This is a genomic window from Comamonas sp. 14P8.1.4 (assembly GCF_057799285.1).
This window is the reverse complement of record NZ_JBYOKN010000011.1, coordinates 1-12,510: the sequence shown is the minus strand read 5'-3', so window position 1 is coordinate 12,510 and position 12,510 is coordinate 1. Positions and strand designations below refer to the sequence as shown.

General features: G+C 62.6%; 9 protein-coding genes. 8 read left to right on the top strand and 1 reads right to left on the bottom strand.

From position 1 onward, the window contains the following. Positions 1 to 115 precede the first annotated feature (115 nt). The 8 genes from earP to AC27VO_RS13820 all read left to right on the top strand — a co-directional run bounded on the left by earP (position 116) and on the right by AC27VO_RS13820 (position 11,113). Positions 116 to 1,213: an elongation factor P maturation arginine rhamnosyltransferase EarP gene (earP, locus tag AC27VO_RS13855; RefSeq protein WP_488667307.1), complete on the top strand. Its 1,098-nt coding sequence runs from the start codon at positions 116 to 118 to the stop codon at positions 1,211 to 1,213. 155 nt (positions 1,214 to 1,368) lie between these two features. After that, positions 1,369 to 1,923, top strand: coding sequence for an elongation factor P (efp, locus tag AC27VO_RS13850; RefSeq protein ID WP_488667306.1), 555 nt, complete (start codon positions 1,369 to 1,371; stop codon positions 1,921 to 1,923). Between the two features lie 359 nt (positions 1,924 to 2,282). After that, on the top strand, positions 2,283 to 6,119 hold the full coding sequence (gene putA, locus AC27VO_RS13845; RefSeq protein WP_488667305.1) for a trifunctional transcriptional regulator/proline dehydrogenase/L-glutamate gamma-semialdehyde dehydrogenase: 3,837 nt from the start codon (positions 2,283 to 2,285) through the stop codon (positions 6,117 to 6,119). 136 nt (positions 6,120 to 6,255) lie between these two features. Next, positions 6,256 to 7,347: a branched-chain amino acid ABC transporter substrate-binding protein gene (locus AC27VO_RS13840; RefSeq protein WP_488667375.1), complete on the top strand. Its 1,092-nt coding sequence runs from the start codon at positions 6,256 to 6,258 to the stop codon at positions 7,345 to 7,347. Positions 7,348 to 7,502: 155 nt separating this feature from the next. After that, positions 7,503 to 8,432, top strand: coding sequence for a branched-chain amino acid ABC transporter permease (locus AC27VO_RS13835; protein WP_488667304.1), 930 nt, complete (start codon positions 7,503 to 7,505; stop codon positions 8,430 to 8,432). After that, a complete protein-coding gene (locus tag AC27VO_RS13830; protein ID WP_488667303.1) occupies positions 8,429 to 9,523 on the top strand; it encodes an ABC transporter permease subunit in 1,095 nt (364 codons plus the stop codon). The genes AC27VO_RS13835 and AC27VO_RS13830 overlap by 4 nt, the downstream gene beginning before the upstream one ends. Then, on the top strand, positions 9,520 to 10,386 hold the full coding sequence (locus tag AC27VO_RS13825; protein ID WP_488667302.1) for an ABC transporter ATP-binding protein: 867 nt from the start codon (positions 9,520 to 9,522) through the stop codon (positions 10,384 to 10,386). The genes AC27VO_RS13830 and AC27VO_RS13825 overlap by 4 nt, the downstream gene beginning before the upstream one ends. After that, on the top strand, positions 10,379 to 11,113 hold the full coding sequence (locus tag AC27VO_RS13820; RefSeq protein ID WP_488667301.1) for an ABC transporter ATP-binding protein: 735 nt from the start codon (positions 10,379 to 10,381) through the stop codon (positions 11,111 to 11,113). The genes AC27VO_RS13825 and AC27VO_RS13820 overlap by 8 nt, the downstream gene beginning before the upstream one ends. Positions 11,114 to 11,238: 125 nt before the next feature. Here AC27VO_RS13820 and AC27VO_RS13815 read toward each other — a convergent pair whose 3' ends face one another. Beyond that, the gene (locus AC27VO_RS13815) at positions 11,239 to 12,012 is read right to left on the bottom strand and encodes a sulfurtransferase (protein WP_488667300.1); all 774 of its coding nucleotides are present in this window, start codon (positions 12,010 to 12,012) and stop codon (positions 11,239 to 11,241) included. Positions 12,013 to 12,510: the final 498 nt, after the last annotated feature.

Genomic DNA, 12,510 nt, shown 5'->3' with positions numbered 1-12,510 from the left:
CTTTCACAATCACGCACCGCAGGCAGCCCGCGCCGCACTGCGCTACCATCGCCCGCCTGCCCCTTGCCTCTCTCCCGCACCCTTTGCCCGCCCTGCTTGGACAGGCACCAAAGCCATGTTTGATACCGCTTCCACACCCCACCACGCACCACGCTGGGATATTTTTTGCCAAGTGATCGACAACTTTGGCGATATCGGGGTGTGCTGGCGCCTAGCTGCAGAACTGGGTGCGCGCGGCTTGCGGGTGACACTGCACATCGATGACGCCAGCGCCCTGCAATGGATGGCCCCGCAAGGCGCGCCCGGCGTCTGCGTAGTTCCCTACGATGCTGCCTACGCACCCCACCCGGACGTGGTGATTGAAGCCTTTGGTTGTGAAGCGCCTTCCACCTATCTGCAGGCACTAGCCCAGCACCACACCCAGCGCCAGCAAGCGGGCCAGCCCTTGCCCGTGCTGGTTAACCTGGAATACCTGTCGGCCGAAGACTATGTGGAGCGCTGCCACCGCCTGCCGTCGCGCATCATGAGCGGCCCCGCTGCAGGCATGACACGCTGGTTTTTCTACCCCGGCTTTACCGCGCGCACCGGTGGTTTGCTGCGTGAGCAATCGCTGCCCCAGCGCCAGGCCACCTTCGACCGCGACGCCTGGCGCCAGGCACAAGGCATTCAACCCGGTGAATGCGCCATCTCCCTGTTTTGTTATGAGCCTGCGGCGCTGCCCACCTTGCTGCAGCAGCTCAACACACCCACACCAGGCTGGCACCCACGCCTGCTGGTCACCCCAGGGCGTGCCACGGCCGCCGTGCAGGCGCTGGACACGGCCGCGGCACTCCACCCGGTTTATCTGCCGCCACGCACGCAACAGGCGTTTGATGAAATGCTCTGGGGCTGCGATGTGAATTTGGTGCGCGGCGAAGACTCGCTGGTGCGCGCACTGTGGGCGGGCCAGCCGCTGGTCTGGCATATCTATCCGCAGCACGACAACGCCCACCACACCAAGCTCAACGCCTTTCTGGACTGGCTGCAAGCACCCGCCAGTTTGCGTGCTTTTCACCACGCCTGGAACGGCATGACCGCCCCCCAGACGCTGCCCGCCATAACCCCAGCCCTGCTGCAGGAATGGCACGCTTGCGCCCTGCAGGCACGGGAAAATTTATGCCATCACAGCGATCTGATCGCACAGCTACAACCGTTTGTGGCTGAAAAAAGCTAAAATCCCACCTTTGCCGCTTTGAAGGCCCTGCGCGCAGCGCGCGGGTGTGACCTGAGCGGCTCCCGCCGCGGAACATGCGGCAGGCCCACCGCTTACCCATAGCGACATGCTTGCCTGCCGTGTTGAGCGGCTTTACCCAACCAGCTAAGCAAGCTATGAAAATCGCTCAAGAAATCCGCGCCGGCAACGTGATCATGTTCGGTAAGGACCCCATGATCGTCCTGAAGACCGAATACGCCCGTGGCGGCCGTGGCGCTGCCACCGTGCGCATGAAGCTCAAGAGCCTGATTGGCAACTTCGGCACAGAAAACGTGTTCAAGGCCGACGACAAGATCGACAACGTGATCCTGGACAAGAAGGAGTGCACCTACTCCTACTTCGCCGACCCCATGTACGTGTGGATGGACACCGAATTCAACCAGTACGAAGTCGAAGCCGAAAACATGGCTGACGCGCTGAACTACCTGGAAGACGGCATGGTCGCTGAAGTGGTGTTCTACGACGGCAAGGCTATCTCCTGCGAACTGCCCACCACCATCGTGCGCGAAATCACCTGGACAGAACCTGCTGTCAAGGGCGACACATCGGGCAAGGTGCTCAAGCCTGCCAAGATCGCTACCGGCTTCGAAGTGGCTGTGCCTTTGTTCGTGTCGCAAGAAGACAAGATCGAAATCGACACCCGCACTGGCGAATACCGCAAGCGCGTGTAAGGCGGGGCCGCAGCCCTGCTGCACCACACCTGCACCACAAAGGCTTCCTTCGGGAAGCCTTTTTTCTTACCTGTACCTGCGCCAAGAAATGCAAAAACAAGAGCAGCTTGCGCGCCGTTTGACTACACATCTGCATCAAAACCACCGAAAAACCAGAAACAACAAGCGGTAAGCGCTTCTATTTTTGAAGTTGCACGCGAACCAATGCCGCTTACGGCCAAAAAGTTAACCGCCACCCCCTCAATGGGTTGCACCTGAATTGCAGCAGGTAAACCCCAATACCTATCGAGGTTGCACCTTTTTAGAATCGCCCCACTTCTGCAATGTGCACAGGTTCTTCTTCAGGGAGCTCGGCGGGTATGGTGACCACAACGATCGGCATCAAGGTAGATGAGTTGATGCGTGACAGGCTCAAAGCTGCAGCGCAGCAACTGGGCTGCACGCCCCACTGGCTGCACAAGCAGGCGCTGCACAGCTATCTGGAAGCCATCGAACAAGGCAAACCGCTGCCCGAGCTGCAGTACCTGGGTACAACCCATGCCGGCGACACGGGTGAACCCGAAGCGCTGGGTGATGCCGCTGCACCCTACGCCCCGTTTTACGCCTTGGCGCAAGATGTGCAGTCGCAAAGCGTGCTGCGCGCGGCCATCACCGCCGCCTACCGCCGCCCGGAAACCGAATGCCTGCCACTGCTGATTGCACATGCCAGCAGTCCCCAGCCACAAGGTGTGCAAGCCCTGGCCACACGCTTGGTGCAAGCCCTGCGCGACAAACGCCACAAAAAGACATCGGGCGTGGAAGCGCTGGTGCAGGAATATTCGCTGTCCAGCCAGGAAGGCGTGGCCCTGATGTGCCTGGCCGAAGCGCTGCTGCGCATTCCAGACCGCGCCACGCGCGATGCACTGATCCGCGACAAGGTCAGCAAGGGCGACTGGAAATCGCACACCGATTCACCCTCGCTGTTTGTCAATGCCGCCACTTGGGGCCTGATGATCACGGGCAAGCTGGTCAGCGTGCACAGCGAGCAAAAGCTCGGCTCTGCCCTCACCCGCATCATCGCCAAGGGCGGTGAGCCGCTGATCCGCCAGGGCGTGAACACCGCCATGCGAATGATGGGCGAGCAGTTCGTGACCGGCCAGACGATTGGCGCTGCGCTGGCCAACAGCCGCAAGCTCGAAGACAAAGGCTTTCGCTACTCCTACGATATGCTGGGCGAGGCCGCGACCACCGAAGCCGATGCACTGCGCTACCTGCAGTCGTACGAGCAGGCCATCCACGCCATAGGCCAGGCCTCGCAAGGGCGCGGCATTTATGAAGGGCCGGGCATTTCCATCAAGCTATCGGCCCTGCACCCGCGCTACAGCCGCGCCCAGCGCGAGCGCGTGATGACCGAGCTGTACCCGCGCCTGCTCAAACTGGCCGAGCTGGCCCGCCAATACGACATTGGCCTGAACATCGATGCCGAAGAGGCCGACCGCCTGGAAATTTCGCTCGATCTGCTCGAACAACTGTGCTTTGCCTCCACCCTGGCCGGCTGGAACGGCATCGGCTTTGTGGTGCAGGCCTACCAGCGCCGCGCCTTCTTTGTGCTGGACTGGATCATCGATCTGGCCCAGCGCAGCAAGCACCGACTGATGGTGCGCCTGGTCAAAGGCGCTTACTGGGACAGCGAAATCAAGCGCGCCCAAGTCGATGGGCTGGAAGACTATCCCGTCTACACGCGCAAGCTACACACCGATGTGTCCTACTTGGCCTGCGCGCGCAAGCTGCTGGATGCACCGCAAGCCATCTTCCCCCAATTTGCCACGCACAACGCCCACACGCTGGCCAGCATCTACCACATGGCGGGCAACAACTACTACCGAGGCCAGTATGAATTCCAGTGCCTGCATGGCATGGGCGAAGGGCTGTACGAAGAGGTGGTGGGCGATGCCGCACACGGCAAGCTGGCGCGCCCCTGCCGCATTTATGCACCGGTGGGCACCCATGAAACCCTGCTGGCCTACCTGGTGCGCCGTCTGTTGGAAAACGGCGCCAACAGCTCTTTTGTGCACCAGATTGGCGATGAAAGCATCGATATTGCCCAACTGGTGGCCGATCCCGTGCTCGCCGCCCAGGCCCTGCACCCGCTGGGTCGCCCGCATGACCGCATTCCCACCCCGGCCGCGCTGTACGCCGCGCAGGAACGGGGCAATTCGGCCGGCCTGGATTTGAGCAATGAGCAACGCCTGGCCTCGCTGTCCGCGGCCCTGCTCAGCAGCGTAGCCCTTGTCACCGCCCAGCCCGCGCACGCCAGCCACTTGGTTGCGCAGGCCGTGCACAACCCGTCCCACGCCCACGATGTGCTGGGCGAGGTGCGCATGGCAGGCCCTGCCGAAGTCGCACAAGCCCTGGCACAAGCGCAGCATGCAGCGCCCATCTGGCAAGCCACCCCGGTCAACGCCCGTGCCGAAGCCCTGCAACGCGCCGCCGATTTGCTGCAGGCACAGCTGCAACCGTTGATGGGTCTGCTGTGCCGCGAAGCCGGCAAGACATTGCCCAACGCCATCTCCGAAGTGCGCGAAGCCATCGACTTCCTGCGCTACTACGCCCAGCAAGCCACCCAGCACCTGAACAACGACAGCCACCGCCCACTGGGCGTGGTGGTCTGCATCAGCCCCTGGAACTTTCCGTTGGCCATCTTCTGCGGCCAGATTGCAGCCGCCTTGGCGGCGGGCAATGTGGTGATTGCCAAACCAGCGGAACAAACCAACCTGATCGCCGCCCAAGCAGTGGCCCTGCTGCACCAGGCAGGCATTCCCGAGCACGCGCTGCAAATGCTGCCTGGCGATGGTGAAACCGTGGGCGAAGCCCTGGTCGCCCACCCAGCCACCGATGCCGTGGTGTTCACGGGTTCGCACCCGGTAGCCCAGCACATTCACCGCCGCCTGTCGCAACGCCTGGGGCAACACGGCAAGCCCGTGCCGCTGATCGCCGAAACCGGTGGTATCAACGCCATGGTGGTGGACTCCTCGGCCCTGTCCGAGCAAGTGGTGGGCGATGTGTTGATGTCAGCCTACGACTCCGCTGGCCAGCGCTGCTCGGCCTTGCGCCTGCTGTGCCTGCAAGAAGACAGCGCTGACCATGTGCTGCATATGCTGCGCGGCGCCATGCAAGAGCTGCGCGTGGGCAAACCCGACCAGCTGGCCACCGATGTCGGCCCCGTCATTGACGCCCAGGCCAAGGCCGATATCGAAAGCTATATCGACAGCATGCGCAGCCAGGGCCACGCCGTCACGCGCCTGGATCTGCCTGCTGAATGCCGCCACGGCCACTTTGTGGCCCCCACCCTGATTGAAGTCAACCGCGTCCAAGACCTGAGCCGCGAAGTCTTTGGCCCCGTGCTGCATGTGCTGCGCTATGCGCGCAAAGACATGGATGCCTTGCTGCAAGCCATCAACCAGCTGGGCTTTGGTCTGACCTTTGGCGTGCACACCCGCCTGGATGAAACCGTGGCCCATGTGTGCGAGCGCATTCATGCCGGCAATATTTATGTGAACCGCAACATCGTCGGTGCGGTGGTGGGCGTGCAGCCTTTTGGCGGCGAGGGCCTGTCGGGCACCGGCCCCAAGGCTGGTGGCCCGCTTTACCTGTTCCGCCTGCTGGCCCAAGCGCCTGCGCTGCAGCAAGTGCCCGTCATCACCGCACGTGGCACCCACACACTGGACATTGCCGCTGGCGCGCAAGTGGCACTGGACAGTCCCACCGGCGAAACCGACCAGTACGGCCTGCAACCCCGCGGCCTGGTCTGGGGCTTGCCCCAGTCCGTGGCTGGCCTGCAGGCCCAATGGCAGGCCTGCCACGCCACCGGCAACACCTTGCTGCTGCAAGACAGCCCGCGCGTGCGGGCGCTGGCAGCACAGTGGCAGCAGCACAACCCCGATGCCCCGGGCACTGCTTTGCAATGGGCCAGCGATGCCGAACTGGCACAACTGCCCTTGCAAGCGGCGCTGGCCGAGAGCGATACCGATGCCCTGCTGCAGCTGCAGCAGCAGCTCAGTGCCCGCCCCGGCCCACTGCTGCTGGTGCAAGGGCTGACCAGCGATGAAATTCACAGCGGCGAAAGCTACCGCCAGGAACGTTTATTGCGTGAAATCAGCATCAGCACCAACACCACCGCCGCAGGCGGCAATGCCAGTCTGATGATGGTGGGTTAGTCCCATTCCCTTCTGAAGCCAGCCTTTCTACAGTCCTTTTTTCTTCACCACTAAGGAGCAACGTCACATGCCTACCACTCCATCCTTCAAGACCGTGACCAGCACCCTGGCACTGGCCTGCGCCTTCGGCGGCCTGATGAGCGCCGCCCACGCTGAAACCACTGTACGCCTGGGCTTTGCCGCCCCGCTGACCGGCCCCCAGGCCCACTACGGCGAAGACATGCGCAACGGTTTGACCATGGCGCTGGAAGAGGCCAATGCCAAGGGCATCAAGCTCGACGGTGACAAGGCCAAGTTTGTGCTGGTGTCCAAGGACGACCAGGCTGACCCCCGTACTGGCGTGCAAGTGGCACAACAGATTGTGGACGCCAAGGTCAACGGCATGCTGGGTCACTTCAACTCCGGCACCACCATTCCTGCATCCCGCGTGTACAACGATGCTGGCATTCCACAAATTGCCATGGCCACCTCGCCCGAGTACACCCAGCAAGGCTATGACAACACCTTCCGCATGATGACCAGCGACACCCAGCAAGGTGCTGCCGTGGGCGTCTTCATCGTGAAAGATTTGAAGGCCAAGAAAGTCGCCGTCATTGACGACCGTACCGCCTACGGCCAAGGCCTGGCTGACCAGGTGATCGCCGCCGTCAAGCGTGCGGGCGGCACTGTGGTGGCCCGCGAATACACCACCGACAAGGCCAGCGACTTCACCGCCATCCTGACCAGCATCAAGGCCAAGGGCGCTGATGCCATCTTCTTCGGCGGCCTGGATGCGCAATCCGGCCCCATGCGCCGTCAGATGCAGACACTGGGCATCACCCAGCCACTGGTTTCCGGTGAAATGACCCGCAGCGACACCTTCCTGAAGCTGGCAGGCGACGCCGCCAACGGCACCTATGCCTCCTTGGCAGGCGTGCCCCTGAAGACCATGGCCCAGGGCGAAAAGTTTGCCGCTGCCTACAAGGCCCGCTTCAAGGCTGAACCCGGCGTCTACGCCCCCTACGCCTATGACGGCGCATGGAACATGATCACCGCCATGGAACAAGCGGGCTCGGCCAAGGCCGACAAGTACCTGTCCAAGCTGGCCGCTCTGAAGCGCAGCGGCGCCACCAGCGCCAACATTGCCTATGACAGCAAGGGCGACCTGAGCGAAGTGGCCGTGACGATCTACAACGTCAAGGGCGGCAAGTGGGAAGAAGTGAAAACCATTGTGGACTCTGGCAAGTAAGGCCATGCCCCAGTCACGCCCGCTGAACGCTCTGCGGGCGTGACGGCTGCTCCCAGCGGCCGTGTGCGGTGGCTGCACGCCACCGCCCTCTCTCGGACTTGTTCCTTCACAGGTCCATTTTTCTCCGACTGCCCACACCGCCAGGTGCGCCCGTCATGGATATTTTTCTGCAACAAATCATCAACGGCCTGACCGCTGGCAGCGTGTATGCGCTGGTAGCACTGGGCTACACCATGGTCTACGGCATCATCGGCCTGATCAACTTCGCCCACGGCGATGTGGTCATGGTAGGTGCCATGACGGCCACCAGCATCGTGCTGGCCCTGGTCGGTCACTACGGTGATGTGTCCGTTTTCGTCGCGCTTGGGGCTGCCCTGCTCGTGTCCATTCCCGTGTGCATGGCGCTGGGCTGGACGGCCGAGCGCATTGCTTACCGCCCGCTGCGCCGCGCCCCGCGCCTGGCCGCACTGATTACGGCCATTGGCGTGTCTATCATCATCCAGAACGTGGCGATGATGGTCTGGGGCCGCAACTACCTGAATTTCCCGCACATCATCGAACCCACCGTGTTCCAGCTGGGTGACGCGCGCCTGAGCATGCTGCAAATTGCCATCATGCTGGGCTCCGCCCTGATCATGGTGGCCCTGCTGCTGCTGGTGCACAAAACCCGCCTGGGCATGGCCATGCGCGCCACCGCCCAGAACCGCGAAGTGGCCGGTCTGATGGGGGTGAACATCAACACCGTCATCTCTGCAGCCTTCCTGATTGGTTCGGCCCTGGCCGCGATAGCGGGCGTGATGATCACCAGCTACTACGGCGTGGCCCAGTACACCATGGGCTTCATGCTGGGCCTCAAGGCCTTTACCGCTGCGGTGCTGGGCGGCATTGGCAACCTCGGCGGCGCCATGCTCGGCGGCCTGCTGCTGGGCCTGATCGAGGCACTGGGCTCCGGCTACGTGGGCAGCCTGACCAACGGCGTCTTCGGCAGCCACTACCAAGATGTGTTCAGCTTCATCGTGCTGGTGGTTGTGCTGATCTTCCGCCCCTCCGGCCTGCTGGGCGAACGTTCGGGAGACCGCGCATGAGCCAGACACTCACCCCCTCCAAAGTCCGCACGCCCGCCAAAGTGTGGCTGGGTGCATTTGCCATCGGTGCCGTGCTGCTGGCGCTGCCTTTCCTGCTCAACGCCACCACCGGCCAGGGCTGGATCCGCATTCTCAACTTTGCCCTGCTGTATGTGATGCTGGCGCTAGGCCTGAACATCGTGGTGGGCTTTGCCGGTCTGCTCGACCTGGGCTACATCGCCTTCTATGCCGTCGGGGCCTATGCCTGGGCATTGCTGGCCTCACCGCACTTTGATCTGCATCTGCCTTTTTGGGTGGTACTACCCATTGGTGTTGCGCTGGCTGCTATGGCGGGCATAGCACTGGGCTTTCCGGTGCTGAAGCTGCGCGGTGACTACCTGGCCATCGTGACGCTGGGCTTTGGCGAAATCATCCGCATCTTCATGAACAACCTGGATGCGCCGGTGAACATCACCAACGGCCCGCAAGGCATCAACCGCATCGACACCTTCAAGATTGGTGACTGGGCGCTGGGCCGCCCCGAAAACATTCTGGGCTTTCGCATCACCGGGCCAGAAAAGTACTACTACCTGTTGATGGCGCTGGTCATCCTCATCATCTTCATCTGTATCCGCCTGCAGAACTCGCGCGTAGGCCGTGCCTGGGAAGCCGTGCGCGAAGACGAAGTGGCCGCCAAGGCCATGGGCATCAACACCCGCAACATCAAGCTCATGGCCTTTGGCATGGGTGCCAGCTTTGGCGGTGTGGCCGGTTGCCTGTTTGCCTCCATGCAGGGCTTTGTCAGCCCCGAGAGCTTTGGCCTGAGCGAGTCCATTGCCATCTTGTGCATGGTGGTGCTGGGCGGCATGGGCCATGTGCCCGGCGTGGTGGCGGGTGCGCTGCTGCTATCCATCTTCCCGGAAGTGCTGCGCAACGTGGTGGTGCCCATTCAGCAAACCCTGTTTGGGGATGTGCTGGTCGATCCAGACGCTATCCGCATGCTGCTGTTTGGTGTGGCGCTGGTGGCCGTGATGATCTTCCGCCCCGAAGGGCTGTGGCCATCCAGCGTGCGCAAACGTGAACTCAACCGTGGCAAGGAGACGCAAGCATGAACGCCGTGCCGCCCACCACATCCCCCACGCCAGTCCGCGAGCCCTTGCTGGTTGCACAAGGCCTGAGCAAGCGCTTTGGCGGCCTGCAGGCCCTCAAAGACGTGAACTTTGAAATCCGCAAAGGCGAGATCTTTGGCCTGATTGGCCCCAACGGCGCCGGCAAAACCACGCTGTTCAACGTGATGACCGCGCTGTACATCCCGGAGTCGGGCAGCTGCAACTTCCAGGGGGTGGAGCTGACTCGGCTCAAACCGCACCAGATCGCCGAACAAGGCCTGGCACGCACCTTCCAGAACATTCGCTTGTTTGCCTCGCTCACCGCGCTAGAAAACGTGATGATCGGCCAGCACCTGCGCACCAAGGCCGGGCTGTGGGGCGCCGTGGTGCGCAACAAGGCCACACGCGAGGAAGAAGCCCGCACCGAAGCGCGGGCGCTGGAGTTGCTGGACTACGTCGGCATTGGCCACGTTGCCAATGAAGTCGCGTCTTCGCTGTCTTACGGCGACCAGCGCCGCCTGGAAATTGCCCGCGCTCTGGCCACCGGCCCCGCGCTGCTGGCCCTGGACGAACCTGCCGCAGGCATGAACCCGTCCGAGACCGTGGTGCTGCGCGCACTGATCGAGAAAATCCGCAACGACGGCATCACCGTGCTGCTGATCGAGCACGACATGAAGCTGGTCATGAACATGTGTGACCGCGTGCTGGTGCTGGAATACGGCCAGGTGCTGTCCTATGGCCTGCCGCACGAAGTGCAGCGCGATCCGCGCGTCATCGAAGCCTATCTGGGCAAAGGCGCCGCCCAAGACCCGCACCTGCACCCTGAACTTGCCACCCCCAACCCGGAGGAGCCTCGCCATGACTGAAGCCGCGAACGCTTCTACCCCCCTGCTCGATCTGCGTGGTGTGGATGTTGCCTATGGCGGCATCCGTGCCGTGCGCCAGCTGGACCTGCACGTCAACCCCGGTGAACTGGTGGCCCTGATCGGTGCCAACGGTGCTGGCAAAAGCACCACGCTGCGTGCCATCTGCGGTCTGGTGCCGCTGGCGGCCGGCAGCATTCACTACCAGGGCCAGAATCTGGCAGGCCAGCCCGTACATGCCATGGTGCGCCAAGGCCTGGTGATGGTGCCCGAAGGGCGCGGCATCTTCCCGCAGCTGACCATTGAAGAAAACCTGCACATGGGCGCCTACAGCCGCAGCGACAGGGCCACTCTTGCGCAAGAAGAGGAACAGGTCTACCAGCGCTTTCCGCGCCTGGCCGAGCGGCGCAAGCAAACCGCGGGCACGCTCTCGGGCGGCGAGCAGCAAATGCTGGCCATGGGCCGTGCCATCCTCTCCAAACCCAAGCTGCTGCTGCTCGATGAGCCCACCATGGGCCTGGCACCCATCATGGTGGACAAAATCTTCGAGGTGATCGAAGACATCTCCCGGCAAGGCGTCACCATCTTGCTGATTGAGCAAAACGCCCGCCTGGCGCTGGAAGTGAGCCAGCGCGGCTATGTGCTGGAGTCCGGCGAGCTGACGCTGCAAGGCCCCGGCCACGCCCTGCTGCACGACCCCAAAGTGCGTGCAGCCTATCTGGGGGAGTGATTTCTCCTGCAGCATCAAAAAAGGCTTCCAACTGGAAGCCTTTTTTATTTTGCTAGCTGCCTGCGTAGGCTGCATAAGGGCTAGATGCCAATTGGATACTGCAACCGCACCTTGCCACTCAGCATTCAGACCGCTTGCTCCGGCGTGTCACCGCCATCGGCCTGCAGCGGCGTGATGGCCAGGTCGGCCCCCACAGCGCGTCGCTCGTCAAACACAAAGCAACCACCGTCGTAGAAAGCGCCATCGGTTTCTTCAAAGTACTTGAGGATGCCGCCTTCCAGCTGGTAGACATGTTCCAGCCCCTCATCGCGCATCAGGATGGCGGCTTTTTCGCAGCGGATGCCGCCGGTGCAAAAGCTCACCACCGTCTTGTCGGCCAAGCTGCCCTTGTGGGCACGCAGGGCAGGAGGAAATTCGGTGAACTTTGTCAAGCGCCAATCCACGGTATTGCGGAAGGTGCCCTCATCCACTTCGTAGTCGTTGCGGGTGTCCAGCGTGATCACTTCGCGGCCGTCATCGTCGTGGCCTTGCTCCAGCCAACGGCGCAAGGTAGCGGGCGCCACCGACGGCGCACGCCCTGCCGCAGGGCGAATCGTGGGGTGGTCCATGCGAATGATTTCGCGCTTGACCTTGACCAGCATCTTGCGAAACGGCACGGTGTCGGACCAGCTTTCCTTGGGCGCCAGATCGGCAAAGCGGGGGTCTTCACGCAAGGCATCGACAAAAGCATGCACAGCGGCAGCGGGGCCGGCTAAAAAGAAGTTGATGCCTTCTTCGGCCAGCAGCACCGTGCCCTTGAGGGCCAGCGCATTGGCACGCTCCGCCAAGGTGACGCGCAGCGCATCAGCATCCGGCAGGGGCGTGAACTTGTAGCAGGAAATATTGAGAATATCGGACACGGTGTCAATCTAGATATCGATGGATGCGGGTGGCTTGCCCGCCCTTCCAGGGTGTACAGGCCGTCTGCGCGCGCGGTGTGTGAACACACGAGGGGGCGCCGAACGTGCGCTCCAGCACACCCGGTGCAGCAGAAACGGCAGACCACTGGCAATGGAAACCCGCCACCGCAGGCACCCTGTCTGCAGGATGGAGAAAGCGCCCCATCCCCAGTGCACGGCAGACCTGCGCAGGTGGCAACTGCGTCAATTTTATGGGACAGCGGCGAAGCTGGTGCGCAGCCGGGTCTCCGTCAGAGTGTGCGGTGTGTTGGGTGTCTTCGTGCGGATGGGCGGTGGCTGGGCTCCAACTGCTTTCGCCGAGCTACTTCTGCTTTGCAGCGGTTGCGGCTGCTCGTAGCCGCAACGCGGCCTAACGGTCACCGTCCCATACCGGCCATCCGAGCATTGACGCGAGGGACAGCCCAATGACGGGTTTCAGGTGTGCAGCGGACAGCGACC